Consider the following 24,940-nt stretch of genomic DNA (forward strand, 5'->3'; position numbering starts at 1 on the left):
AGGAGGAACATGCACATCAAACTCCCCCTCTCGCTCACCCCGAAGCGCGACACCGAGCCCACGACGCGCGATCCCCGGCCCGCGGTCCGCGACCTCAAGCCCACCCACCGGACGAACCTCTCCCGCCGCCCGACGGCCGCCCCGCGCCGCACCGGCTACTGACCCGCGGCGTAGCGGCCGGCCAGCGCCACGGCGCGATCGTGCAGGTAGTCACGTAACCACTGCGGGGCCAGGGCCTCCGCGTACGTGGCCAGCTGCCACAACGCCCATCGGGCGTGCCGGTGATCCTGGAAGGACACCTCCATCCGCAGCCGGCCGTCCGCGTCGACCTCCTCGGCGATGACGGCCAGCGCGGTCCGCACCAGGTCCTCCCGCCGCGCCGGGTCCAGCCGTACCAGCACGGTCACCTGGTCCCCGCCGTTGCGGAACCGCGTGCTGCGCTCCTGCCAGGCCCGGTCGAGATCGACCCGGTCCGGCCGCTGCGCGGGCTCGGCGAGCTCCCTGGCGGCCAGGATCCGGGACAGCCGGTAGGTGCGGTCCTCCCCCGACCGCGTGGCCAGCAGGTAACCCCGGTCGCGTACGGTGACCAGGCCGACCGGGTCCACCGTGCGCCACCGCGGCTCCCGCCCCTCGGCCGCGTAGTGGATGTCCAGCTTGTGCCCGGCGAACACGGCCCGCAGGACCTCGGCCGCCACGACGCCGGGCACCTCCTCGTCGGTCAGCCGGCGCGAGAGGAGGTCGATCTCCGGCTCGATGAGCAGCCGCTCGGCCGCGCCGGCCGCGGTGTCCCGATAACCGTCGGGCAGCGCGTCCACCACCTTGAGCATCGCCGAGGCGAGCGCCGAGCCGAGCCCGAACGCCTGCGCGCCGCGCCGCGACCCGGCGACCAGCAGGGCGAGGGCCTCGTCGTGGTTCAGCCCGGTGAGCTCGGTACGGAAGCCGGGCAACAACGCGAAACCGCCGTTCCGTCCGCGTTCGGCGTAGACCGGGACGCCGGCCGCGGACAGCGCCTCGATGTCGCGCAGCACCGTACGGGTGGACACCTCCAGCTCGCGGGCCAGCGCGGTGGCGGAGAGCCGGCCGTACTGGCGCAGCAGCAGCACCAGCGAGACCAGCCGATCGGCACGCATCCAAGAACATTACCGAAATACACGACACAGGATGTCGTGCTTTGTTTGCCAAGCTCATCGACGCGCCCGAAAGGTGCGGGCGTCGATGAACCGAATGGAGCTGATGTGGCAATGGAGCGAACGCCGGTCAACCCGTGGCCGTGGTCCCTCGGGCTGGGCTACAACCAGGGCGAGGTCGTCTCGGGGCACACCCGGACCCTCTACTGCTCCGGGCAGACCGCGATGAGCGGCGAGGGCAAGCCCCAGCACGCCGATGACATGGGGGCCCAACTGGCCCTGAGCCTCGACAACCTGGAGGCCGTGCTCGGCGAGGCCGGCATGTCCCTCGCGAACCTCGTCCGGCTCAACGTCTACACCACCGACGTCGACCGGCTCTTCGAGCACTACGGCGTGCTGGCGTCCCGGTTGGGCGCCGCAGGGGTGGCCCCGCCCACCACGATGCTCGGAGTGACCCGGCTGGCGATCCCCGACCTGATGGTCGAGCTTGAGGGCACCGCCGTGGCGTAGAACTTCTCGTCACGGCCGTACATCTCATCATTTGTGATCATCAAGGCGATGACGGCGGCGTTGGCGATCGGCTCGCTCCTGGCAGGAACGAGCCCCGCCCACGCCACCGCCCCCAGGATTCCCAGGAACTTCCTGCTGACCGAGCCCGCGGCCGTCAAGGGACCCGTGGTCGAGGACGAGGAGTGGTGGGAGATGAGCGACAGCCTGTCCCGGCAGCTCGAGTTCAACCCCTGCCGGTCGAAGGGGAAGCCCCACGAAGGCCGGGTGGCGATGCGCACCATCACCTACTCCACCAGCGCGCCTTCTGGCACGAGCGAACAACTCGTGCTGTACCGCGGCCGGCGGCTGTCGCAGTCCGACGACCTGGCGGTCATCGGACGCCGGGGCGCCGCCCTGTTCCTCTACACCGCCAACGCGAGGGGCGGCGGCGCGAAGAAGGAGATCACGGGTCAGGCCAGGAAGATGGCGAAGAAGGTGTGCGGCCTTCCCGGGGTGTGCGGCTGACGCTACTGGGCGGGGGCCGCTCCTCACTGACGCGGGCGAGCGCGACGATCCGCTCCAGGGCCGCCGCGTGCCGCACGAACGCCTCCCGGCCCTGCGGGGTGAGCCGCACGTACGTACGCCGCGCCCGCTTGTCCTGATTTTTGCGCACATCGACGTACCCAGCGCCGGCCAGGGCGGAGACCTGCTTGGACAGGGCCGAGTCGCTGGTGCCGATCGAGTCCCGCAGGAAGCCGAAGTCCACCCAGTCGGCCGGCGCCAGCACCGCCACGATCGACAGCCTGGCCGGTACGTGCAGGAACTCGTCGAACTGCGGATCCATCAGCCTCGCCTGCCGTCCTGCCGGACGAGCGACCTCATGACGCGGCGGTTGAGCGGCGTGGCCGCGACGTACGCGAGGGCCGCCACGACGGCGCCGGCCATGGCCTGCGACATCAGACCGTGCGCGGGCGCGTCAAGGAGTGCGAAGGCCAGAGTGCGCCCGGCGCCGAAGACCATGCAGACGCCGAGCAGCACCATCACGTGGTACAGCGTCTCCTGGAGGGTGGGCTGCCTCTGGACCGCGGCCCGATATTCGTAGACGATGCCCACCGCCGCGAAGAGGCCGAGCCCCACCCCGGCGCCGATGTACTGCCACGGCGCCCCCAGATCGATCGCGGCGAAGCTGACGAAGAGGCCGAGCGCCACGACGATCACGCGGGGCATCGCGAAGCTGCGGCGGGCGATCTCGTTCCTGGTCGTGTCCTGGAGCCGGCGGATGTCGTCGAGCGAGGACTGGGCGTCGTGCGGGTTCAAAAGGCCACCTCCGAGGTCGGCATGACTACTTTCCCATAAGGAAAGTAGCACGTGCTTTCCTCTGAGGAAAGTCGTCACGCGAGGCGCGCTCCCCCGGTCCGAGGGGAGCGCGCGGGAAAGCGGATCAGCTGCCGGGCGGCGGTGTGGCGTCGCCGATGTCGCCGGCCGAGGGATCCGCCACGACCTCGCACGGCTGGATCGGCCCGGTCGTCAGCCGCCCGCTGAACTGCCAGGCCACCCCGGGACGCGCCTCCGATGGCGTGACCGGATTCTCCATGACCTCGATCATCGCGATCTGGTCCGGCTTGATGTGGCGGGGATAGATGGTGATGCCGTCCTTCGGGCGAATCGCCTGGTAGGAGGCCGACTTCTGCAGTTTCTCCCGGAACCTGGCCTGCGTGGCGGCATCACCGCTCGACAACTCCTCGCCCGCGCCGAAGTCGTCGCCCTTGAGGAACGGCGCCCTGACGTTCCCGCAGCGCTTGCCGAGAGGCAGGTAGGTGATGTCGGCCCGCACACCCCACTCGGCCAGCTCCTGCTCGACCTGCTCGGGGTCCCGGAATTCGTAGACCTTGAGGTTGATCGACCCGTCCTGGTTCTTCGTCAGGGCGTACGCCGGGTCGGCGGAGCCGAGCAGGGAAGGCACGGCCACGCCCACCGCGACGGCCGCCGCCACAGCAGCGCCGACCGCGAGCCGCCGCCCGCCGAACGTGAGCAGCCTTCCCCATCGCCGGCCACGCGGCGCCGCGGCCGCCTCCTGCGTGAGCCGGAGCCGCTGCCGGGCCAGGGAGTGCGGCGGCTCGTGCTCCAGCTCCTTGATGAGCGTCTTCAGTTCATCCATGACCGTGCTCCTCCAACGGGTTGACCCCACCCAGGGTGTGACGGACCTTGCGCCGGGCCCGATTGAGTCGTGACTTGACCGTGCCGACCGGTATGCCGAGCGCGCGGGCCGCTTCCTCGTACGTCATGTCACTCCAGGCGACCAGCAGCAGCACGTCCCGGTCGCCCCGCGACAGCAGCGCGAGCGCGTTCAGCAGAGCCGGCCGCGACCCCTGAGCGGTCAGCTCACGGGTGATCGCCTCTTCCGGCCCCTCGACGGGCTGGGCCGGGCTCTGCCGCTCCAGCGCGCGGTAGCGGCTGACCTCGGTCCTGCGATGACCGGTGATGAGCTTGGTCGCGATGCCCAGCAGCCAGGGCCGGGCATCGCGGTAGGAGATGTCGTACGCCTCGCGCCTGCGGAACGCGATCAGGAACGTCTCACCGACGAGATCCTCGGCGAGCTCCGGCCCGAGCCGGAAGGAGATGTACCTGTAGAGCATCGCGGCATAGCGGTCGAACAGGGCGGCGAACTGCTCCGGATCATCGAGGGAACCTGCGATGATCTCGGAGTCCACCACCAGTGGTGACGTGTCGGTCACCATAGATGATCTGTCTTCGGCACTGGACCCCCTTCGAGATGTCACCTGTGTCTTGTCACAGGAGCCTCGAGTGTTCACGCACCCGCCTCAGGAGGTACCGCCGAACTCGGCAGGCACGAGTTCACAGGGTGCGACCGGTCCGCGGATCACCCCGACACCGCCTGCATTGCTCTTGGCCGGGTCACCGTTGGCGGAGTGCATGACCACGACGAGCGTCTCGTCCGGCCCGAAGTCCTTCGGGTCGATCCAGAAGCCGGGGCCGTCCAGCTGTCTGAGCGGCATCCGCGGGGTTCTTGGCGGCGAACGCCGGCGTCTCCGACGCCGGCGGCACGGCGACCGCCACCACCGCGGCCAGCCTGCCACAGCCACCAGCCGACGTGCGGGCCGGCGCGCCGGCCGAGGTTCCCTGGTCGATGACCACGAGTTCCAGCAACGCCGCTCCCCCTCCGGCAGGTCGGCCATGGCCGACAGCGCCCGGCGGGCGGGCTCCTCGGCGTCGATGCGGTCCGTAAGATCGGCGATGTCGTCGCCGTCCAGCAACCGGCGCGCGACGATCCGCTCGACGGCGCGCGCCTCGCGCTCGCTGCGGCGTCGTTGGGCCAGCAGCACGTTACGCGCCACCCCGTACAGCCATCCGGCCTCGCTGCCTCGTCCCAGCCGGTAGGTGTGCCGGGAGTGCAGCGCCGCGAGGAATATCTCCGCCGTGAGGTCGGCCACCGTGTACTTGACCGAAGCTCGCGATGCATTATGAGGCGGGCACGGACGCGGCCGGACACCGGCCGGCGCCCCAGGCAGGTCAGAGCCGGATCAGGTCGGCGACCTCCTCCGGCAGGCCGGGAGAGGTCATGACATGTCCCATCCCGGGCACGACATGCAGCACCGCGCCCGGAATCGCGGCAGCCAGCGCCTCGCCGTGACCGAGCGGATAGACCGGATCCTGGTCGCCGTGCACGATCGAGGTCGGCGCGGTGATCGACGACAGCGGAGCGAGCAGGTCAGGGTCATCCATCCACACGGCCCGGAAGTGGTTGGCCGCGGCCGCCGACTCAGTCGCCCGCGACAGCGCCAGCTCCAGCATCTCCCGGGCGGCCCGCTCGTCGAACGGCCGGACCGGTCCGTTGAAGACCCGGAACAAGGCCACGTCGGACTCCACACCCGGCGGCAGCCCGGCGTCCAGATGCGCGAGATACGCCGGAGACGGCGGCGGCAGATCATCCGGGTCGGCCGGCTTCCCGGCCCGCGCCCGTGCCCACCCAGGTCTCGGATCATGGCCCATCAGCGAGCTGGACATCACCGTCAACGACCGGACCCGCTCCGGCGCGTGCACCCCCATCCACTGCGCGATCATCCCGCCCAGGGAGGCCCCAGCCACATGAGCGGAGCTCAGCCCATGACCGTCCAGCACAGCCAGGCAGTCGCGAGCCATGTCCCCGATCGTGTACGGATGGGCATCGAAGTCGACGACGCTGGACCGGCCGGTGTCCCGATGATCGAACCGGATCACCTGAACCCCACGCTCGACAAGCCGCCCGACCAGCGCATCAGGCCAGCTGACACCCTGAGCCGCCGACCCCGTGACCAGCAGAACAGCGGGAAGCCCCGGATCTCCGACCCGCTCCGTCCAGATCCGCAACGGCCCGGAGGCCACGAACCGCTCGTGCGCATGCACCATGAAGGCACGGTAACGGCGACCGGCGACCGGATGCCCGACATTTACCGACGGCTCGACCCATGATCGGGCACGATGTACGGCGTGACGCGGACTTCGCCGACCAACTGGCGGGCCAGGACCTGGTACGCAGCCTTGATCGCGGTGACCGGCAGCGCGGCCGTCCTGCTCGCAGCGCTCAATCTCGACGTGGGGCAGAGCCTGTGGCCCGACGCGCAACCCGACGACCAGGTGGTGGCGAAGTGGCGCACGGCCGCCGCCCTGGCCTACACCTCCGGCAGTGCCGTCGGGCACGTGTGCGCGCTGGTGGCCGGCCTGCTGGCCGCACGCTGGGCCAGGGACAAGACGTGGCGGGCCGGCCTCATCATGGCGATCCTCGCCGGGGCGGGGCTGGGCCTGGCTGACCTGGCGGCGGCATCCTGGAAGGCCGCTCCGCTCCTGCGCGAGTTCGCAGCCTCACCCGCCCTGACGGACAACGACGGCACGCAGATCGTCGACACCGGGCTCCAGCATCACGCCTGCGTCCCGGCCGCCATGGCCGTGGTCTTCGCGACGCTCCTGCTCGCGGCGGGCCTCGGGTTCGGCGTCGCTCGGGTGAGACCCGTCTACAAATGCTTACTGATAGCGATATCTCTCGCGCTCATGCCTGTCGCCTACTTCTGGATACCGGCTGTCGTACTGATTCCGGGAGTGGGGCCGTACTAACGAGTGGCGGGCTTTCGTCAGGTATGCATGGCCCTCGTTGCCCCGACACCGCATCCGCACCTATCACCGAGGGGCCGGACCAGCAGGGATGCACGATGCACCATTTGCTTCCATTTAAAGCATATATCGCACGTTACACCTATTACAACGATTAGTCTTTCATGTTCTTCGAGTTATGAAATCGGGGCAATTCCTCCGTTGTTTGAGCGCTTCCCGCCTGCGGGAGGATATCGGTGCCACAGAAAGCAGACTGTGTCCTCACGGGGGATTTCATGTTTTCAAAAACTCTACTCGCCTGCGGCCTGGGGGGCATCGCGCTCGCCTGCGCCATGCCGACGCCCGCCTCGGCGCTGGCCGGCAACTACAAGGGCGAGACCACCGTTGCCTGCGGACAGGTCATCACCAAATCCATCAAGCTCGCCAACGACCTGCACAACTGCCCCGGCAACGGGCTCGAAGTCGGCGCGGCCAACATCACCATCGACCTCAACGGCCACACCATCGACGGTTCCGGCATCCTCCGGCCCTTCAGCGGGATCGACAACAGCCAGGCGGGATCGCGCCCCACCGGTTATTCCGGGGTGACGATCAAGAACGGCACTTTGACCGACTTCGGGACCGGGGTCACTCTCGCGAACGGGGCCAACCGCAACGTCGTCCAGCACATCCTCGCCACCGTCAACGGCACTGGGATCTCCGTTCGGAACGTGGACCGCCCGCACATCAACTACTCCGCCGCCACCGGCGCCAGCGTTGGGATCAGGCTGGAATCCGTCACCAACGCACGCGTCGAGCGCAACGCCGCCCTCTACAACGTCAACGGGATTCTCGTCACAGGGACGAGCAGAGGGACCGTGCTCTACCGCAACAGCGTGGTGAACAACGCCAGAGACGGCATCCTGGTCGACCCCACTGTGACCAACACCCGCATCGACAACAACGATGCCAACGGCAACGGCACCCTCTTCAATGAAGACGGCATCGACGTCGACGCCACGGATGCGGCCACCGTGATCAGGAACAACCGCGTACGCAACAACCGCGACTACGGCATCGAAGCCACACCGGGCGTCACAGACGGCGGCGGCAACCACGCCAGCGGCAACGGCAACGCGGCGCAGTGCCTCAACATCGCCTGCACCCCCTGAACCCGGGGAAGGTGACATAACGACGCCGGTTCCCCCGCTCCTCAACGGGGCGGGGGATCCGACGCCGAACCACCCGGACACCGCCTCCACGGTCCGGGAGCGGCCTTCATCTTGGGTGATGTCGGACGGGAGTATCCCTACACGTGCAGGACGCGCGGCTCACCCGACGGACGTCCTCCCGCGGCCAGCACCTCGGCCAACAACCCCGGAAGCCCCACAGGCCGCAGGGTCTCTGTGGCCTCGGCCTCGACCAGCTCGGCCAAGGACCACCATCGGTGATCAAGGATCGCCTGCTCTTCACCCGGCTCCAGACAGGCACGGGTGACGGTCTGCGTGCCGCGCACCCGCGCCAGGAAGTACCGCTCGTGCATGTGTACGGGTTCGCCACTCCACCGGACGTCCGCATCGAGAGTCCACAAGCAAGGCCCCCACTCGACCTCCGTCAATCCGGTCTCCTCCATCAGCTCCCTACGAGCGCCCCGGAGGAAATTTTCCGCCCTCCTTCAACCCTCCGCCCGGGGGCACCCAGAACAACTCCCGGACCGGAGAGCCGGGGACGACGATGACACCGTCATACCTGTGTCGGATCAGAAGAATCCGATCGTTCCGATCCAGCAGCACAACCCGAGAACCTTGCCGGCTCCGCATCGCTTACTCCCATCCGACGTAGTCACCCCGTCCGTCACCCGGCAACGCAAAAGGCAACCTCCCACAACTGGGAAGCGGCCTTCGACCTAGGTGGGGCGTTCACGAATATGGCCGGCCTGGGGCGCAAGACGGGTTGAGAAGATCGCTTCCCGACTTCGCTGTGATCGTTTCCCGTCCGCCGCCGCTATCGGATCTTGATCTCAGCGTGAGAAGCTCACGCCCATGGCCGCACAGGACAACCCCCAGCAGGCGGACCGCGAGGACTTCGAGGAGGCGGCGGCGCTGCGCTACACGGTGGCCGCGCTACGCCTGCTGGGGTCCTTGGGGATCGGCGGAGGTTTTGCCGGAGCGGTGATCGAGCTGGTCTGGCATCCGGATTTCCCTTCGCTTCCCTGGCTGGCCGTCTTTTTGGTCGCCGTCATGGCCGGTGTCGGCTTGCGGATCGAGGCAGCTGTGCAGGACCGTCCATCGCGCTGAGCGCGGTTCCACTCGAGATCGCTCCAGGCGACGACACCTGCGGCGCTCCGGCGATCCACGCGCCGGCAAGGCCTTCTTCAGTCGCCGGCGGCCGACGCCTCGCCGGCGCTGAGCGTCCGCAATATGTCGACCAGTGTCGAAAGCTGCTCGGGGGTGAGTGGCCTGAACAGCTCTTCCGCCGCCAGCTCATAGCCGGCTGTCCAGTCCTGCGCCAGTGCGGCCCCTTGCGCCGTCACTCGAAGGAGTACGGACCGGCGGTCATCCGCGCTGGTCTGGCGTTCGAGTAGTCCGTCGCGGACGAGCGCGTCAACCAAGGTGGAGGCGGTCCCCTGCGCGATGCCGACCGCGAGAGCGAGCTCGGTGAGACGAACCGGCTGCGAACGCGCCACCTCCACCACCAGGCGGAATCTCGGTGTCGACACCCCGTGCTCGCCCAGACGCTCGTTGAAGTGACGTACCAGAACCTTCGCCGTACGGCTGAACTCGTCGGCGACCTGTGCTGCGGTCACGCCGTCGTTCGCGCGTGGCATCGCCCACCTCCCACTTGACGCCCCCATCGTACGGGAGGTTACATAGACGTCGATACATTGGTGGCGAACTATTTGATCCCAATACATCTGAGGTAAGCGCGTGCTCAACCACAAGGAGTGAACGCATGAAGATCTTCGTCACCGGCGGCAGCGGTTTCGTCGGCGGCACTCTCGTCCGCCGCCTCGTCGCCGAGGGACATGAGGTCATGGCACTGGCCAGATCGGGCTCGAGCATCCAGCGGGTACGCATGGCCGGCGCCGAACCCGTGTCCGGCGATCTCGCCGAGCTCGGCCGGGCGGGCTCCCCGGCGCCGAACTGGCTCGCCAAGCTGCGCGAGGTCGACGCGGTCGTGCACGTCGCGGCGTACATGGAGTTCTGGGGCCCCGACTCGCTCTTCCAACAGGCCAATCACGTGCCGACGGCCGCCCTGCACGCCGCGAGCGTCGCGGCCGGGGTGCGACGCTTCGTGCTGACCAGCGCCGCGTCCGTCTCCACGGGCAGTCAACGCCGTCCCGTCGTCGACGAGTCGACGCCGGAGGGCCGGCCGAACATCGCCTACAGCCGGGTCAAGCTGGCCACCGAGCGCGCGCTCCTGAAAGCCCGCAGCGGGAAGACCGAGCTGGTAGTGCTCCGCCCGCCGTTCATCTGGGGCCGCGGAATGACGACGATCAACGAGATGGTCAAGGTCGCCGAGGCCGGACGGTTCGCCTGGATCGACGACGGCAGGCACATCGTCGACTTCGTACACGTCGAGAACCTGGCCAGTGCCGCGATCCTCGCGCTCACCCGGGGCCGCCACAAGGGGGTCTACCACGTGACGGACGGCACGCCGATGCCCATCCGAGACTTCCTCACCCCCTTGCTGGCGACCCGCGGCGTGGATCTGTCCAAGAGCCGCAGCGTCCCTCTGGCGATGGCGGCGCCCATGGCGGCGGTGATGGACCGCACGGCACGCCTGCTTCGCCGGAAGACGGCGCCGCCGCTGACGAACTGGCTCGTCAGCTTCACCGGCCGTGACCGTTCCTACGACATCACCGCCGCGAGGAAGGAGCTGGGCTACTCGCCTGACGTGACCCTGGAGAAGGGCCTGGCGGAGATGAGCTTCTCGTGAGGTGACGACCTCGCGCGCCGCGGTCGCAATGCCCTCGCCATGGATGCGGTGCCTCGCATTTCCCGTACGCAGTCCCTTGACGCACTGCCATCCATGGCGCGCCGGCACCCCGGCCTCATCAACCGCTTGCGGGCGTTGACCGTGGCCCACTCGGTTCGGTAATCCGGCCGCACCTCGGCGACCATCCGCACCGCACGGCGGCACAGCTCGGCGGGGTAGGGAGACTCACCAGGCATGGACTCGATCCGCTCAAGAAATCAAGTGCTGGACCTTGGACCAGTCCCAGCCGACGATGTCCGGCCCACCGCACTGGGGTGGCAGCGACTCGTGCATCGCGGCGCACATCTGCGGCCCGTGACCGGGGTTCTCCAGAACGGAGACGGCGTTGGCCGCGTACGTAACCGGCTCGTCGGCCGCCACTCCGCTGCCGCAGGCGGTGAGCACGATGAAGGCGAGGGAGGCGAGTGAGCCCATGACCTTCAGACGTGCGAGCGCTCCCGCCAGGTTCAAGGGTGTTCACGAGTCTGCCTGGCCTGGAAGGCAGCAGAGGCGTGCAAGATCGCGCGTGATCGTTTCCCAGGTCGAGTGAGGCGCCCGCCTCGATACGGTCGGCTTGACAGTGGTCACGAGACCCGAAGACGGTCCAGCTGAGGGTTGTAGCAGTGCAAACCGAGTTCGGCCGCGACCTGGACCGCCTACACCGAGGACTCCTCCGCGCGGCGGGGCATCGCCCGCCTCAACGAGCTACAGCGCGGCATCCTCGCCGGGATGGGCAAACTTCAGGCGGACCTCGCCCGAACTCCAGGCGCGTCGCCTCGCCGAGCAGCAGCAGCGCACCGCCGAGACGATCGCGGCCGACGCCCTCGCCCGCGCCGACGCGGCAGACGAACGCGCCGCCCAGGCCGAGCAGGACAAGGAGGCCGCCCAGCGGAGCGCCGCCGAAGCGATCGAGGCAGCCGAGCGGGACGCGGCCGCGAGAGTGGCCGAGGCGAAGCGCCTCGCCGACGAGCAAGCCGACGCCGACGTACGGCAGCCACAGGCCGACGTGTGCGGCGCGCAGCTCGCGCAAGCCCGCGCCGAGCAGGGCCAGGAGGACGCCCGCCGGGCGCTCGAACGCGCCGAACAGGCGGCCGATCGGGAACGGGAGACGCTGCTCCGGTCGCCCCAGGCCGAGATCAACGCGCCCACGGCCGCCAGCGACGCGCTGCAGGAGGAGAGCACCAAGTTGGCCGAGCGGGACAGGCAGCTTGCGGAAGCCCGTGCTGAAGCCGAGCAGCTGCGCGCCGCCGAGCGTGGCCGTGGCAAGAGCAAGTAGGCCCGCAGCCCAAGTGCGCCTCGAAGCCAAGACGGCGGTTAGCCAAGGCAGTAGCCCAGGGCGGGAAGGTCCCTCTTGCCTCTGAGAAGTACCCGGAAGAAAGGTATGTCACCTGCGATAGTTATGCAGCGTAGTTGCTCCGCTACACACTGTGGTGAGCTGGTTGACCTACGCGAAAGGATGCCCGATGCGCCTCATTCCTACCGCTCTCCTGGCCGCAGCCGCCGCAGGAGCGCTCGCCCTCACCGTTGCCGCCCCCGCCGCCGCAGCACAAGGTTTGGTGGTGATCGACTCGGGGTCCGGCCAGCTGGAGGTGATCCAGGACCCGGAGCCCGGCGTCTGCCACCAGGGCCTCACGGAAGTATCCACTATCGCCAACCACACCCGGGGCCTGATCCGGCTCTTCCCGGACGCGAACTGCCGGCTCCGGGTCTTCATCGTGCTTCCCCCAAGTGGCATCATTACCGGCAGATACGCGAGCTTCCAGGCAATGAGCTGAGTCCGACCGCAACCCGGAAGCGCGCGAGTCCACACTCACCCTCGGGCCGGCGACCGGCCCTTATGCCAACCCGTTGCCCCTTCAAGGCGTACTTGGGGCTGCGAGCCAAGTACGCCTGACGGTAGGAATCGCGTCGGCCTCCGCCGGCCGGTGGCGGGGCGGTCGCTACGGCCATGCCGGGGTGATCACCACGGCGCCGGGCACGATCCGCTCGACAACGGGTGCGCCTCCTCCCGCAGCCGCTTCAGGTGCTTGGCCACGGTCGTGATCGTATCCGGACATCCGCGCGAGCTGCCGCGTCCCGAACGCCGGCGTGACGCCCTGGTCCATACGGCCGGCCACGGCCATGGCGCGCAACAGCATCCGGATCGCCGGAGCGGCCCGCCCCCACGCCTCCCGCCGGTCAGGATCCCGTTCGGCCACCCACACGGCATTCAGCCAGAGAAGGACCTGCTCCCACGTATTGAGCAGGGATTGCCCAGCATCCGTCCATCTCCTCGACCAGTGGCGCCACATCCACGAGCCCCAGGACAGGCCCGTCACACTCGCCGACACGCCGCAGGCTCCAGCCCAGCCCTTCGACGGCATGCCGCCCGCAGGCCAGAGCAGACCATCACCCGCCCCATAAGCCGCAAAATCCGTCACCTTGTCGCAGCGCCCCGCTCACCGTCGGCTTCGCCATGCCCAACGGCCGGATCTCGCTCCTCCACCAACGGCCTGCCACCACTCGGGCCTTCCCAGACGCCGACTCCGCAGGCCCCGAACCAGGACGAATCCAAGTCGGAAATTCCTGAAACGACAAGATCCCGCCTGATCTCGATGATCAGACGGGATCCCGTCAACTTCAGTCCGGCCGTCTCAAGAACGGCCCTAGGTGGGGTGTTCACGAGTACAGCTGACCTGCGGAGCAGTGGCGTCGTCAGAGATCGTTTCCCGGGCTGTCGGGTACGGCCGGGCGTCATCGGCGGGTCCTGCATGTGGGTTTCGCCGCATTCCGGCCACCTTTCCGAGCAAATACATCAACGGTGCGGGGGCGCCCGGGAGGGCCGCGTACACGAACAACCCGCGCTCGGTCCGGTGGTGCAGGAACGGCGGGATGGGTCCGTACCCGGGAATGTCGAGCCGGCCGGTGACCGGATCGACGAGCTCGGCCGGCACGACGGCGTGCGCGGTGCGCGCGGTGCGCGCGATCGTCTCGTCGGTCGTCACGCCGGGGAAGGCGATCCCGGCCAGCTTGCGTACGATGCTGTGCCCGCCGTCGGCGCCGATCAGGTAGCGCGTTTCAATCGTGTACGGCCCGTCCGGCCCGCTGACCTGGAGGGTCACGCCATCCGCGCCCTGGGTGAAACCGGTGAGCTCGTGACCGCGCCGGATCTCGAGATGGAGCTCGACAGCCCGTTCCTCCAGCATCTGCTCGATCCTGCGCTGCGGGACCAGGAGGGTATAGAGCGGGTTGTCGTCCAGCACACTCAGGTCGATCAGCAACGCGCCGAAGACGAATCCGGGAGCGGGCCGGGGTGGGTCCGGGTGTCCAGTGAGCCGCTCTTACAGGCCTCGCCGGTCGAGCATCCGCACCACCTGGCCGACCAGGCCATTGGCGCGGTTCTCCTCGGTGCGCTCCGGCAGACGCTCCAGGACCAGGGAGCGGACTCCGGCCAGGCTGAGCTCACAGGCCAGCATCAGGCCGTTGGGCCCGGCTCCGGCGATGACGACATCGGCGATCATGGCGCTCCTTCGGGCATGACGGATCGACCGGCGACAGGCCGGCTGATCCTCGATAGGGAAGACGGGGAAGGTCTGGGAAAGGTCCGGGCACACTCCGCGCGCCTACCGCGGCAATCTGATCGGCAGGGAAACAGGCCGACTGTCCGCTGGCATGACGGGGCCATGGGGTCCAGTCCTACGGCATTGCCGCCGCGGCGGCGGGATGGCCGGCGAGGTTCGCGTGGGGCCAGGCCTGCGGGTTGTCGGCCAGGTCCCGGGAGCGCGACATCCTCGACCTCATGGCCCCGCGGGAAGTCCAACACCGCCATCGCCGAACGACTTGTGCTCAGCGAGAAGACCATTCGCAACGACATCTCCAACATCTTCGCCAAGCTTCACACCACCGATCGTTCCGAAGCCATCGTCAAAGCCCGCCAGGCCGTGCTCGGCGGCTCCGCGACGACCGAGAGATGAGCGTCCAGCCCCCGGCCAAGGCGATTCCGGACAGGCCCGCTCAGCGATGACGGGTCATTTCACGATGCGCTAGAGCAGATGGGTGGCCAGCGGGGTGTCGACCACGTTGACCACCTCAAGCTGGATGTGGTCGCCCCGAGGTGGTCGAAGAGCCGCTGGCCCCCGCCGAACAGCACAGGCACCAGATGGATCCCGATCTGGTCGACCAGCCCCGCCCTCATGAACTGCCGCCCGAGGTCCGCGCCGCCCATCACGGCGACGTTCTTGCCGCCGGCGACCCCCCTGGCCTTGCCGCAGGGCGCTTTCGATCCCGTCCGTCACAAAGGTGTGGACGCCGCCCTCGGGCACGTCCTCGAGCGCCCGGTGGGGGTCCTTTCACGCGGCTGATAGACCTCTCGACCATCCATCTACGCGCCGGACGCGAGCAGCCTGCTTGCCTTACGTGTCTGAACGATCCTCAGGCGGCTGACCAGCCAGTTCGCTTGACTACCCCAGATAACCGCAGGCCCACTTGACAAGGACGCCCGCCATATCAGGTGTGCTGCGGCTGTGGCTCGGTGGCGCGGTGATAGCGGTCGGCGAGTGCACGCACGAGTTCGACGAGTTCCGCGGGCTCCGTCACGGTGAAATCGACGCCGAGCAGGCCGAGGTGAACGGCGAGCGCCTCGATGCTGTCCGCGCCGGTGTCCAGCAGGCAGCGGGTGTCGTCGACCGGCGTGATCGTGCCGATGGCGGCGTTGATTCGTTCGGCGAGCTGTTCGGCTGGTACGTGCACGACGACCTGGGCCCGGTATCGCCAGGCAGCCGACGACACACCCCGGCGTACCTGGTCGATGGCCTCCTCGGGGAGATCGCGGGGGGTGAATCGGGGACCCGTCGGGGTGCGTGGGTGAAGCCGGTCCACCCGGAACGTCCGCCAGCCGGCCCGCTCGACGTCGAACCCGACGAGGTACCACCGTCGTCCCCAGTTGACCAGTCGGTATGGTTCCACCTCGCGCCGGCTCTCGGAGCCGTCGTGGCTTCGGTAGTCGAATCGCAGGCGCTCGTGATCCCGGCAGGCGGCGGCGAGGGCGCTCAGCGTGTCCGCGTCCACCCGTGGGCCCAGGTCGTCCCGGGGTACCGCGACGGCGTACCGCTGGAGGGCGTTGACACGGCGCCGGAGCCGGGTCGGTAGCACCTGCTCCAGTTTGGCCAGCGCGCGCAGCGAGGTCTCCTCGACTCCGGTGATCGTGCCCCCGGCGGCGGTGCGCAGTCCGATCGCCACCGCGACCGCCTCTTCATCGTCGAGCAGCAGCGGCGGCAGCGCGGCCCCGGCACCGAGCCGGTAGCCGCCCACCGCGCCTCGGTTGCCGTGCACCGGATAGCCGAGGTTTCGCAGGCGTTCCACGTCGTTGCGGATGGTGCGGGTGCTGACCGACAGCCGTTCGGCCAGTTCGGCGCCGGTCCACTCGCGGGGCGTCTGGAGCAGCGAGAGCAGGCGCAGCAGCCGCGCCGAGGTTTCCAACATTCTTCGAGTCTGCCCGTTCATTAGGAACGGTTTCTACCTAATTGGTTCCTACGCTGATGACCATGACGAACGACAGCACGATCGCCCCGTTCCGGATCGACATCCCTCAGGCCGAGCTCGACGATCTACAGCAGAGGCTGGCCCGGACTCGGTGGGCGGAGGAGCTGCCCGCGAGCGAGTCGGCGCCGGTCGGCCCGGTGCCGCCGGGTTGGGAGTACGGAGTCCCGGTGGGCTACGTCAAGCAACTGGTCGAGCGGTGGCGCACGGGGTACGACTGGCGGGCCTGGGAGGCGAAGCTGAACGCGTACCCGCAGTTCACCACTGAGATCGACGGCCAGAACATCCACTTCCTGCACGTGCTGTCGCCGGAGCCGGACGCGACGCCGCTGATCCTGACCCACGGCTGGCCGACCTCGGTGGTCGAGTGGCTGGACGTGATCGGCCCGCTCACCGACCCGCGTGCGCACGGCGGCGACCCGGCGGACGCGTTCCATCTGGTCATTCCGTCGGTGCCGGGCTTCGGCTTCTCCGGGCCGACCCGGGAGCGCGGCTGGAATCGGTACCGGGTGGCCCGGGCCTGGGCCGAGCTGATGCGCCGGCTCGGGTACGACCGGTACGGCGCGGCTGGCAACGACGGCGGGTCGCTGATCTCGCCCGAGGTGGGCCGGGTTGATCCTGGGCACGTCTGTGGAGTGCACGTGACGCAGGTCTTCTCGTTCCCGTCGGGCGACCCCGCCGAGTCGGCCGGTCTGTCTGAGGAGGAGCGCGGAAAGCTCGCGTTCGCCGAGTGGTTCACCCAGAACCGGGGCGCGTATGACAAGCTCCAGTCCACCGAGCCGCAGAATCTGGCGCACGCACTGGCCGACTCACCGGCCGGCCTGCTGGGCTGGCACGCGCAGCTGCTTGGCGCTTCGCTCGACCCGGATTTCGTGCTCACGAACGTGATGATCTACTGGCTGACCAACACGGCCGCTTCAGCCGCCCGGTTCTACTACGAGGACGCGGCGGCGGCCCCTGTACAGCAGAAGTCGAACGGCCGGGGCACCTCCGTGCCCGAGCCGACCACCGTGCCCCTCGGCCTGGCCAATTTCGCCTGGGACTTTCCGTCGATCCGGACGTTCGCCGACCGCGACCACAAAAATATCTTCTCCTGGAACGTTTATGACCGGGGCAGCCACTTCGCCGCTCACGACGCCCCCGATCTGCTCGTCCACGACATCCGGCAGTTCTTCCGCAAGGTTCGCTGACCGCCGCCGGTTTTTCGGCGGACCCCCCTCAGCCCCCATGTCTTCGCGCGAAAAGGAAACACTCATGTATCTCGTCATCGGTGCCACGGCTCACTTCGGACGTCAGGCGGTAGAGGAGCTGGTCGCCGCGGGTGCGCCGGTGCGGGCGCTGACCCGTACTCCGGAGCGGGCGGAGCTTCCGGAGGAAGTCGACGTCGTCCGGGGCGATCTGACCAAGCCCGAGACGCTGCCGGCGGCGCTGGCCGGCGTCGAGGCCGCCTTCCTGGTTCTGCAGTACGGGATGGATGTCGCTCCGCTGCTGGCGGCCGCGGGCCAGGCCGGGGTACGGCGGCTGGTGTTCCTGTCCTCCGGGGCGGTCGTCCCAGGCGCCGAGCGGCAGCCCGACGTGATCGCCCAGTACCACCGCGATGTCGAGCGGGCCATCGAGGCGTCCGGGATCGAGTGGACGTTCCTGCGGCTCCTGTTCCCCGCCATCAACTCGTTGACGTTCGCGATGCAGCTCCAGGGCGGTGACGTCATTCGCGCGCCGTACACCGAAGCGGCCTTCAGCGCCGTGCACGAGAGGGACGTCGCCGAGGTGGCCGCGCGGATCCTGATCGGCGGCGGGTACGCGGGGCGGGCCTACGACCTGACCGGCCCCGAGTCGCTGACTCAGGCACAGCAGGTCGGCATCCTCGGCGAGACGCTGGGGCGCCCGCTCACCGTCGAGGACCTCGACCCGGAGGCGGTGCTGGAGCAGATGAGCCGGTTCATGGACCCTGAGTTTCTGGCGGCGCTGTTCGGTCTCATGGCGCAGGCGGTCGGCAAGCCCGCGCCGGTCAACGACGTCATCGAGCAGATCACAGGGCACCCCGCGCGCGCCTACGCCCGGTGGGCCGCGGATCACCGGGCCGACTTCGGCGGATGATCAACGAGGCAGGGGCGGCATCCGCCGCCCCTGCCGGATGGACGGAAAGGACGGCACGGTGGCACAGGTGCTGAGGCGACGGGAGTTGGGACGAGCTCTGCTGGCCCGACAGTGGCTGCTGGAACGGGCCGAGGCGACCGCCGAGGAGACGGTCACCCGGCTGGTCGGCATGCAGGCGCAGGCGCCGTACGCGCCCTACTTCGGGCTCTGGAGCAGGTTACGGAAGTTCGGCACCGCCGACCTGGCGGACGCGCTGACCGAGCGCCGCCTGGTGCGGGTCGCGCTGATGCGCAGCACCATCCACCTGGTCACCACGGCGGACTACCGCTCGTTGCGGCCATGGGCGCAGCCTGCGCTCGACCGTGAGCTGGACACCGCGTTCAAGACGATCCTGACCGGTCTGGACCGTGCGGCCGTGGCGGAGTCGGGCCGGGCGCTGCTCGGCGCACGGCACCTCACCCCCAAGGAGCTCAGGGCGGCGCTGCACGAGCGGTGGCCCGATCGCGAGCCCCGTGCGCTCGCCACCGTCGTGCGCAACCTGGTACCGCTGGTGCAGGTGCCACCACGCGCCGTCTGGGGCGTCGGTGGCACCACCCGGTACGCGACGGCGGCCGACTGGACCGGAGCCGAGCCCGCCCCCGCCGCCGACTCCGAACACATCGTGCTGCGCTACCTTGCCGCGTTCGGCCCGGCCTCGGTCACCGACGTGCAGACATGGGCCGGCCGAACCCGGCTGCGTCCCGTCGTGGAGAGGCTGCGGCCGCAGCTGGCGGTCTTCCACGACGAGCGCGGGATCGAGCTGTTCGACCTGCCGGATGCGCCACGCCCCGGCGCCGACGCCCACGCGCCGGTTCGCTTTTTGCCCGAATACGACAACCTGCTGGCCTCCCACGCCGACCGCACCCGCGTGATCTCGGAGCAGGACCGCAAACGGGTCATGACGCGCAACGGGATGCGCGCCACCTTCCTGGTGGACGGGCAGGTGACGGGCGCCTGGAAGCTCCATCTGGGCAAGGCATCAGCGACTCTGGAGATCGACCCGTTCCGGCCGCTGGCCACCACCGAGCGCGCCGAGGTCGAGGCCGAGGGCGCCCGGCTGCTGGAGTTCGCCGCGCCCGGCACCGACCACGACGTCCGCAGCGGCAGGGCCACGTTCATCGGCCGCGAGGATGCGGTGACCGGCGAGGAAACCGATCGGCAGTGATCAAGCCCGCTTGAGGTGCCGCCCCACCGCGGTCGACCTGACCGACGCCCGGCAGCGAGCCGCCCACCCGGCGGCCAAACCCCGCGTCCTGCCCCCGACACCCGACCACAAGACCGGCGAACTGCCGAAGATCCGCCACCAGCAGACCAGCACCCTGCACACCGGCGACCTGGGCCACCTCGACAAATTCCGCCAGGACCTGACCTACCTGAGTCCCGCCTGGATCAGGACCTACAAGTCTGTCCGCGCCAATACCGAAGGCATCAACGGCCGGCTCAAGGGACATGACCTCGACCTCGGCGATCCCAAGAACCGGCTCGCCCACGGACGCGTCGCCCAGACCAGCCTGGTCGCATTGCTCGTCACGGTCGCCAACGACCACTTCCTCGACCAGTGGCGCCACATCCACCAGCCCCAAAACGAGCCGATCACACCCGCCGACACCACGCGGGCCCCGGTCGAGCCCTTCGACGGCACGCCACCTGCAGGCCAGAGCAGTTCACCACCCGGCCCATAAGCCGCAAAACCCGCCACCCCACCGCAGCGCCCAGCCCACCGTCGGCTTCGCCATGCCCAACGGCCGGATCTCGGTCCTCCACCAGCGGCCTGACACCACCCGGACCTTCCCGGACACCTGCTCTGCGGCCCCTAAACCAGGACGAACCAGATTCGGAAACCCCTGAAACGACAAGATCCCGCCCGATCGCGATGATCAGACGGGATCCCGTCAACTTCAGTCCAGCCGTCTCAAGAACGGCCCTGGGTGGAGATGAGGGGATTCGAACCCCTGACCCCTTCGATGCGAAGCCACTTGCCCAATGCGCTCAACACCAGACAAGCGCCATCTGACCAGCGAGGGACTCCTCAACCGTTTCGGAACGTCCGAGAGCGTCCACCGCGATTGTCACCCACTTCGTCACTCACTCGACGTCGTGACCCCCTTCTTCTCTCCAGGCTTGATCCTGTTCGAGTACGGACCGAGCACCATGGACACGGCACCAACGACAAGCGGCGCCTCCCCACCATGGCCAGTCACTATGAGTACCGTTACAAGGGCTGCGACTACGGCAGCTATGACGAGTGGCCCACTTCCAAGCGGTAGTGTTTGCATCGAGTACTCCTTGACGGATGCTCACGCCCGCCACAGGAGAGCTTGCAGGCACCTGTGGCGGGACTATTTCAGGGCACGATGCTACAGCCGAGAGATTGCGCGAGAAGCAGGTACCGGCACAAGCTAGATGCTGTTATCTAAATAACAGAGGCGAGTAAATAACCTGTAGTATGCGCAGGTAGAGCAACGGATTGCGGCTTCCGGCACTCAAACCGCAGGTGAGAGAGCAGTCGCCTCAAATACACATCGGACTCGCCAGACATAACCAACTTGCAAATAGCGAGTGCAACAGTTTAATAACGGCAGTGCATTCGTCCTCATGTCTACGGCCCAAGGGCTTCACTCCTGATCACCTCGTACGCCGTCGACTCACCGCGTAGCGGCAGCGGGCCGGGGACGGAGTGTCAAGCTCGGCTTCGCGTGTACGATCACCGGTCGCCGTTCCTCGATCATGCGTTGCCCTGCGGTCAGAGCCGGGCTTGATACGGAGGAGCCGGTCTGCTGGGCTTGCCTGAGTCGATGGTGTGCGAGGTGATCAGCCCCCAGCCACCCATCTACGTGCAGGTCCGTGTGGCGATCACCTCGGTGCCGGAGTGCTCCCGCCGGAGGCATGCTTTGACCTCGTCGGCTCAGTCCGGGAGTCGGCATCTCGCTTGGTGCTGGTGGACCTCCTGCACGTCTTCTGCGCGCGTTCGTTGGTGCGGCGGGGTGGCCGGGCGGGACCGGCCCGGAGAGGCCGCACGCCCGCCCGGACCGCCCGGCCGCCCGCCGCCCATCGGGCGGCGGCTTGATGACGTAGGGAAGGTTTGAATCATGCACCGCCCTGCAAGCTTGCCGATCTTGCTCTGCTACTGCTGCTCGATCAGTTCGGCGATGCTGCCGGTCACCGCATCGGCTCCCGCCTGCGTGAGCCTGTCGGCCTTTCCTGGTGCCTTGGCATAGGCGATGCTGCGGGTTCCGGCGTGGCGCGCGGCCTGCATGTCGAAGTCGGAATCCCCGATCAGCACGGCCCGGTTCGGTTCGACGCCCAGCGCCTTGCATGCCCACAGCACTGACTGCGGGTGTGGCTTCATCTGCTCCGGCGCCCCGATCGGTCGCCCGGAAACCGCGGTGACCCACTCGCCCAAGTCGGCCAGAGCAAGGAACGTCTCGATGGCGGGTGCGGAGTTGTTGCTCACGATGGCGACCGGCTTGCCGGCCTCTGCGCACGCTTCGAGAAAGTCGCGGACGCCGGGTGTGATCTCGGCGCTAGTTGCGGCCTCGACCTCGTTGCCCATGAGGGCGGTCTCCACCTTGTCGACCAGTTCCGGTGCGATGTCGGCGGTACGGCGTAGCACCTTGAGCGGGTCGTCCAGCGCCTCGACATCCTCCGGAAGTTCCGCGCCCTCCTTGACGAGCACTTGCTTGAGTCGGGCCGCGACCACGGGCGCGGGCAGTCCGGCGAAGATGCTGCACACGGGGCCGTCGAAGTCGAGCAGGATGGCGTGGGCCTGGCGGACGAGTTCGGCGGCGCTGGTCATAGGTCGATCTCGCGGCTGATGGTGGTCCACATGCTGTCGAACCAGCGGCGGGTCTCGGTGACGTACTGCGAGGCCATCGAGGTGGGGTCTTCGGTGATCTCGTAGTGGAAGAGCAGGGCGTCCTTGCCCATGACGTCGTACAGCTCGTGGGGTTCGCCCTTGATGCGGACGGTGTGCTTGACGACGGGGTAGAAGCCGAAGAACACCCGCTGGCGGTTGATCACGTAGAACTTGAACGCGGGTGCGGTCTGGTGGACGCGTACCTGCACGGCGGCGGTCTTGACCAGGCCGAGGTCCGCCAGTTCGTGTACGGCGTCGGCGATGGCCTGGACGCTGCGCTGCTGGATGCGCAGGGCGCGGGTGCGGATCACCGGGTCGTCGCTCAGGTCCTCCGCGCGGCAGGGCAGGGACATGGGGTGCTCCATGTCGGGGACCAGGATGCGGATGGCGATGGACTCGGGGGTGAGCCGTCCGAGGCGGATCTTGTCAAGAGGTTCTTGAAGCATCCCGTTGAGGGTCTCGCCGGAGAAGCCGGCGAAGTCGATGGCGACGTTCGGCTCCTCGAAGGCCCGCTCGATGTGCGGGCGCAGCTCGACCGGCCGTTCGGTGCGTTCGCGGACGAACACGCCGCTGCCCTGGCGGGAGACGACCAGGCCCTCGTCACGTAGCAGCCGGATGGCCTGCTGGACGGTCATGCGCGCTACGCCGTACGTCTTCGCCAGGTCATGGCCTGAGGGCAGCTTCTCCCCCGGCTCGAACTTTTTGGTCAGGATCGCGGCGCGCAAGGCGTTGGCGACCTGCTGGTACGGCGGGCGGGGGTCGTCGGGATCGAGACTCATCACGCAAAACAGCCTAGTTCTCCTAGGTTGCCTAGTCCAGTTACTCGCAGATGCTTGACATGGCTAGCCATGCTGGGCAACATGATTCTCGTCAGCAAGATGCCTAGCCAAGTTAGGCAACCTTCAGAGGAGATCAGCATGCGTAACATCCCCGTCGACATCACCGGCCTGTCGTTCATCGTCGCAGGTGAGCCCGAGCCGAAGATCGTCGACCGCGCCACCGGCGAGGTCAAGCGCGACGCCGAGGGGCGCGAGCTCTACACCATCCCGCTGCTGCCCAAGCCGAACGACGACCGGCGCAACCCGGTGATCGTGGTGACGTTCCCCAGCGCGACGTTCCCGCAGATCCCCGAGGGCGTGCAGGTCCGCCCGGTCGGTCTGGCGGCCTTCTTCTGGTCCATGAACGGCCGCTCTGGCCTCGGCTTTCGCGCCGAGACCATCGCCCCGGCCACCGCAGCGAAGGCGGCCTGACCGCTGCACCGGCTCCCAGGGACGGGCGTACCGCCTGCCGGCCAATCGCCCGCCCCTGGGAGCCGACCTCTCGCGGTACGAAAGGAACGTTCCAAGTATGTCCGACTGGCTGATCCCGCTGACCGTGATCCTCGTCGCGGTCTGCACGGTCCTGGTGGTGTGGCACGCGCTGCACCCCGTCTCCTTCTGGCTCTGCGTCGGCTACCCCCTCAAGACCGCACATGTGTACGCCACCTGGGGCAACGTCGCTCTCGGCTGCACCCTGACCCGCAAACGGCGCCGCTGGCGCTACACCTTCGACGGCCTACCGGTCGTCGGCCACGCCACCATCTCACTCGCACTGCGGCGGAAGGTCCGCCGGGTGCAGATCGACAAGCCGCCCCGGCTCGGCCTCATCCGTCCGCACCGCCTCGGGTTCCGAGTGAACGTGACGCTCATGGACGGCCAGACGCCGGACGACTACACCGCCCGCCTGTCCAATCTCGCGCACGCCTGGCGCGTCCACTCCGTCCGGCTCGTCAGCTCCCGGCCGGGTCGGGTGACGCTGCTGGCCACCCGTGGTGACCCACTGTCCGAGATCCGCGTCCCGCTGCTGTCTGAAGGGCTGCTGAGGGTGCGGGTCGGGCTGCTGGAGACCGGCGCGCCCTGGCTGATCGACTTCCGTACGGTGCCGCACTGGCTCATCACCGGCGCGACCCAGTCCGGCAAGTCCACCCTGCTCAATGCCCTGATCACCGGCCTGTCCGCGCAACCGGTCGCGCTGGTCGGCTTCGACCTCAAGGGCGGAGTGGAGCTGACCGCCTACGGGGCGCGCCTGTCGGCCATCGCGACCGAGCGGACCGAATGCGTCGGCCTGCTCAACGATCTGATCTGCCTGGTCAAGACCCGCATGGCCCTGTGCCGGGCGAACAAGGCGCGCAACGTCTGGAAGCTGCCCGAGGACCTGCGGCCGACGCCGGTCGTGGTCCTGGTGGACGAGGTGGCCGAGCTTTTCCTGATGGCCCACAAGGGCGAAAAGGACGAGATCGCCACCACCGCCACCGCACTCCTCCGGCTCGCCCAGCTCGGCCGGGCGTTCGGGGTCTACCTGGTGGTGTGCGGGCAACGGGTCGGCTCCGACCTCGGCCCCGGCGTCACCGCCCTGCGCTCCCAGCTCTCCGGCCGGATCTGCCACCGGGTCAACGACCCTGAGACCGCCACCATGACCCTCGGCGACACCGACCCGGCCGCTCTCGACGCGGCCCGCCAGATCCCCGCCAACATGCCCGGCACCGCCATCGTGGTCGGCGATGACGGCCGCTGGTACCGCGCCCGCTCCGTCTACGTCACCGAAGAAGCAGCCGAAGCCGCCGCCACCCAGCACGCCCAGCTCGCGCCCGCCTGGGCCGACCTGCTCACCGGCGCCGACACCGTGACCGTCACGGACGCCGAACTGGAAGCCCTCGCCCGCGAAGGCGAACCCACCTAACCCCTCACCCACCGGCCCGGCGTGGGCCTCATCT

The 24,940-nt window shown here is 68.5% G+C and carries 29 protein-coding genes and 3 pseudogenes; 16 read left to right on the plus strand and 16 right to left on the minus strand.

The genetic code is table 11. The features are described 5' to 3' along the window. Positions 1–9: 9 nt before the first annotated feature. Positions 10–162 carry a hypothetical protein gene (locus ABD292_RS24505; RefSeq protein ID WP_344211055.1) on the plus strand — a complete coding sequence of 51 codons (153 nt, stop codon included), beginning with the start codon at positions 10–12 and terminating at the stop codon, positions 160–162. Here the strand turns inward: ABD292_RS24505 and ABD292_RS24510 are convergent. Continuing rightward, positions 156–1,130, minus strand: coding sequence for a helix-turn-helix transcriptional regulator (locus ABD292_RS24510; protein WP_344211057.1), 975 nt, complete (start codon positions 1,128–1,130; stop codon positions 156–158). The two genes, ABD292_RS24505 and ABD292_RS24510, sit on opposite strands and share 7 nt — an antisense overlap. A 111-nt stretch (positions 1,131–1,241) precedes the next feature. On the opposite strand from ABD292_RS24510, the gene ABD292_RS24515 reads away from it, so the two are divergent. Together ABD292_RS24515 and ABD292_RS24520 are read left to right on the plus strand one after the other, a co-directional pair. Beyond that, on the plus strand, positions 1,242–1,637 hold the full coding sequence (locus tag ABD292_RS24515) for a RidA family protein (protein ID WP_344211644.1): 396 nt from the start codon (positions 1,242–1,244) through the stop codon (positions 1,635–1,637). 48 nt (positions 1,638–1,685) lie between these two features. Continuing rightward, entirely contained in the window at positions 1,686–2,141 is a 456-nt protein-coding gene (locus ABD292_RS24520; RefSeq protein ID WP_344211059.1) for a hypothetical protein, read from the plus strand. On the opposite strand, the gene ABD292_RS24525 is transcribed toward ABD292_RS24520, so the two are convergent. The 6 genes from ABD292_RS24525 to ABD292_RS24550 all read right to left on the minus strand — a co-directional run bounded on the left by ABD292_RS24525 (position 2,080) and on the right by ABD292_RS24550 (position 6,023). Continuing rightward, on the minus strand, positions 2,080–2,460 hold the full coding sequence (locus ABD292_RS24525; protein WP_344211061.1) for a winged helix-turn-helix domain-containing protein: 381 nt from the start codon (positions 2,458–2,460) through the stop codon (positions 2,080–2,082). The two genes, ABD292_RS24520 and ABD292_RS24525, sit on opposite strands and share 62 nt — an antisense overlap. Then, positions 2,460–2,933 carry a hypothetical protein gene (locus tag ABD292_RS24530; protein WP_344211063.1) on the minus strand — a complete coding sequence of 158 codons (474 nt, stop codon included), beginning with the start codon at positions 2,931–2,933 and terminating at the stop codon, positions 2,460–2,462. Before ABD292_RS24530 ends, ABD292_RS24525 begins: the two co-directional genes overlap by 1 nt. 124 nt (positions 2,934–3,057) lie before the next feature. After that, entirely contained in the window at positions 3,058–3,774 is a 717-nt protein-coding gene (locus ABD292_RS24535; RefSeq protein ID WP_344211065.1) for a hypothetical protein, read from the minus strand. Then, entirely contained in the window at positions 3,767–4,354 is a 588-nt protein-coding gene (locus ABD292_RS24540) for an RNA polymerase sigma factor (protein ID WP_344211067.1), read from the minus strand. Before ABD292_RS24540 ends, ABD292_RS24535 begins: the two co-directional genes overlap by 8 nt. A gap of 84 nt (positions 4,355–4,438) precedes the next feature. Then, a complete protein-coding gene (locus ABD292_RS24545; protein WP_344211069.1) occupies positions 4,439–5,068 on the minus strand; it encodes an RNA polymerase sigma factor in 630 nt (209 codons plus the stop codon). A gap of 79 nt (positions 5,069–5,147) precedes the next feature. After that, positions 5,148–6,023 (minus strand): alpha/beta fold hydrolase, encoded by an 876-nt coding sequence (locus ABD292_RS24550; RefSeq protein WP_344211071.1) that lies wholly within the window; start codon positions 6,021–6,023, stop codon positions 5,148–5,150. 72 nt (positions 6,024–6,095) lie between these two features. On the opposite strand from ABD292_RS24550, the gene ABD292_RS24555 reads away from it, so the two are divergent. Then, positions 6,096–6,725, plus strand: coding sequence for a hypothetical protein (locus tag ABD292_RS24555; protein WP_344211073.1), 630 nt, complete (start codon positions 6,096–6,098; stop codon positions 6,723–6,725). A gap of 233 nt (positions 6,726–6,958) precedes the next feature. Then, the gene (locus ABD292_RS24560) at positions 6,959–7,873 is read left to right on the plus strand and encodes a right-handed parallel beta-helix repeat-containing protein (RefSeq protein ID WP_344211075.1); all 915 of its coding nucleotides are present in this window, start codon (positions 6,959–6,961) and stop codon (positions 7,871–7,873) included. Positions 7,874–8,010: 137 nt separating this feature from the next. On the opposite strand, the pseudogene ABD292_RS24565 reads toward ABD292_RS24560, so the two are convergent. Then, a pseudogene (locus tag ABD292_RS24565) lies at positions 8,011–8,355 on the minus strand (NUDIX domain-containing protein); the annotation flags it as partial. Positions 8,356–8,743: 388 nt separating this feature from the next. Between ABD292_RS24565 and ABD292_RS24570 the strand changes: the two are divergent. Next, on the plus strand, positions 8,744–8,998 hold the full coding sequence (locus ABD292_RS24570; protein ID WP_344211077.1) for a hypothetical protein: 255 nt from the start codon (positions 8,744–8,746) through the stop codon (positions 8,996–8,998). 77 nt (positions 8,999–9,075) lie between these two features. Here the strand turns inward: ABD292_RS24570 and ABD292_RS24575 are convergent, their stop codons facing one another. Then, on the minus strand, positions 9,076–9,528 hold the full coding sequence (locus ABD292_RS24575) for a MarR family winged helix-turn-helix transcriptional regulator (protein WP_344211079.1): 453 nt from the start codon (positions 9,526–9,528) through the stop codon (positions 9,076–9,078). Between the two features lie 125 nt (positions 9,529–9,653). Here ABD292_RS24575 and ABD292_RS24580 point away from each other — a divergent pair, with 125 nt between their 5' ends. Next, complete coding sequence (locus ABD292_RS24580; RefSeq protein WP_344211081.1) at positions 9,654–10,640, plus strand: NAD-dependent epimerase/dehydratase family protein; 987 nt, start codon at positions 9,654–9,656, stop codon at positions 10,638–10,640. Positions 10,641–10,889: 249 nt separating this feature from the next. On the opposite strand, the gene ABD292_RS24585 is transcribed toward ABD292_RS24580, so the two are convergent. Beyond that, positions 10,890–11,114, minus strand: a complete 225-nt coding sequence (locus ABD292_RS24585; RefSeq protein ID WP_344211083.1) for a hypothetical protein — start codon at positions 11,112–11,114, stop codon at positions 10,890–10,892. 145 nt (positions 11,115–11,259) lie between these two features. Here ABD292_RS24585 and ABD292_RS24590 point away from each other — a divergent pair, with 145 nt between their 5' ends. Together ABD292_RS24590 and ABD292_RS24595 are read left to right on the plus strand one after the other, a co-directional pair. Then, a complete protein-coding gene (locus tag ABD292_RS24590) occupies positions 11,260–11,955 on the plus strand; it encodes a hypothetical protein (protein ID WP_344211085.1) in 696 nt (231 codons plus the stop codon). 187 nt (positions 11,956–12,142) lie between these two features. Beyond that, entirely contained in the window at positions 12,143–12,454 is a 312-nt protein-coding gene (locus ABD292_RS24595) for a hypothetical protein (protein WP_344211087.1), read from the plus strand. Positions 12,455–12,619: 165 nt separating this feature from the next. On the opposite strand, the gene ABD292_RS24600 is transcribed toward ABD292_RS24595, so the two are convergent. Then, positions 12,620–13,009 (minus strand): hypothetical protein, encoded by a 390-nt coding sequence (locus ABD292_RS24600; RefSeq protein ID WP_344211089.1) that lies wholly within the window; start codon positions 13,007–13,009, stop codon positions 12,620–12,622. Positions 13,010–13,324: 315 nt separating this feature from the next. After that, a pseudogene (locus tag ABD292_RS24605) lies at positions 13,325–14,179 on the minus strand (FAD-dependent monooxygenase). A 321-nt stretch (positions 14,180–14,500) separates the two neighbouring features. Here ABD292_RS24605 and ABD292_RS24610 point away from each other — a divergent pair. After that, a complete protein-coding gene (locus tag ABD292_RS24610) occupies positions 14,501–14,632 on the plus strand; it encodes a LuxR C-terminal-related transcriptional regulator (RefSeq protein WP_344211091.1) in 132 nt (43 codons plus the stop codon). 59 nt (positions 14,633–14,691) lie between these two features. On the opposite strand, the pseudogene ABD292_RS49010 reads toward ABD292_RS24610, so the two are convergent. After that, positions 14,692–14,892: pseudogene (locus ABD292_RS49010) on the minus strand (dihydrofolate reductase family protein); the annotation flags it as partial. 272 nt (positions 14,893–15,164) lie between these two features. Continuing rightward, positions 15,165–16,139, minus strand: coding sequence for a helix-turn-helix transcriptional regulator (locus tag ABD292_RS24615; protein ID WP_344211092.1), 975 nt, complete (start codon positions 16,137–16,139; stop codon positions 15,165–15,167). 56 nt (positions 16,140–16,195) lie between these two features. Between ABD292_RS24615 and ABD292_RS24620 the strand changes: the two genes are divergently transcribed. The 4 genes from ABD292_RS24620 (at position 16,196) to ABD292_RS24635 (ending at position 20,014) form a co-directional block, all read left to right on the plus strand. Next, the gene (locus ABD292_RS24620; protein WP_344211094.1) at positions 16,196–17,386 is read left to right on the plus strand and encodes an epoxide hydrolase family protein; all 1,191 of its coding nucleotides are present in this window, start codon (positions 16,196–16,198) and stop codon (positions 17,384–17,386) included. 64 nt (positions 17,387–17,450) lie between these two features. Beyond that, complete coding sequence (locus ABD292_RS24625) at positions 17,451–18,293, plus strand: NAD(P)H-binding protein (RefSeq protein WP_344211096.1); 843 nt, start codon at positions 17,451–17,453, stop codon at positions 18,291–18,293. Positions 18,294–18,351: 58 nt separating this feature from the next. After that, complete coding sequence (locus ABD292_RS24630) at positions 18,352–19,497, plus strand: winged helix DNA-binding domain-containing protein (protein WP_344211098.1); 1,146 nt, start codon at positions 18,352–18,354, stop codon at positions 19,495–19,497. Between the two features lie 10 nt (positions 19,498–19,507). Further along, positions 19,508–20,014 (plus strand): hypothetical protein, encoded by a 507-nt coding sequence (locus ABD292_RS24635; protein ID WP_344211100.1) that lies wholly within the window; start codon positions 19,508–19,510, stop codon positions 20,012–20,014. Positions 20,015–21,456: 1,442 nt separating this feature from the next. On the opposite strand, the gene ABD292_RS24640 is transcribed toward ABD292_RS24635, so the two are convergent. Then, positions 21,457–22,128, minus strand: coding sequence for an HAD family hydrolase (locus tag ABD292_RS24640; protein ID WP_344211102.1), 672 nt, complete (start codon positions 22,126–22,128; stop codon positions 21,457–21,459). Then, complete coding sequence (locus tag ABD292_RS24645) at positions 22,125–22,967, minus strand: GntR family transcriptional regulator (RefSeq protein WP_344211646.1); 843 nt, start codon at positions 22,965–22,967, stop codon at positions 22,125–22,127. Before ABD292_RS24645 ends, ABD292_RS24640 begins: the two co-directional genes overlap by 4 nt. A gap of 138 nt (positions 22,968–23,105) precedes the next feature. Between ABD292_RS24645 and ABD292_RS24650 the strand changes: the two genes are divergently transcribed. Both ABD292_RS24650 and ABD292_RS24655 read left to right on the plus strand, forming a co-directional pair. After that, positions 23,106–23,438: an SCO3933 family regulatory protein gene (locus ABD292_RS24650; protein ID WP_344211104.1), complete on the plus strand. Its 333-nt coding sequence runs from the start codon at positions 23,106–23,108 to the stop codon at positions 23,436–23,438. A gap of 97 nt (positions 23,439–23,535) precedes the next feature. Next, the gene (locus ABD292_RS24655) at positions 23,536–24,906 is read left to right on the plus strand and encodes an FtsK/SpoIIIE domain-containing protein (RefSeq protein ID WP_344211106.1); all 1,371 of its coding nucleotides are present in this window, start codon (positions 23,536–23,538) and stop codon (positions 24,904–24,906) included. Positions 24,907–24,940: the final 34 nt, after the last annotated feature.

Origin of the sequence: Nonomuraea bangladeshensis (genome assembly GCF_039529455.1) — a bacterium.
In the GTDB taxonomy this organism is placed as follows: domain Bacteria; phylum Actinomycetota; class Actinomycetes; order Streptosporangiales; family Streptosporangiaceae; genus Nonomuraea; species Nonomuraea bangladeshensis.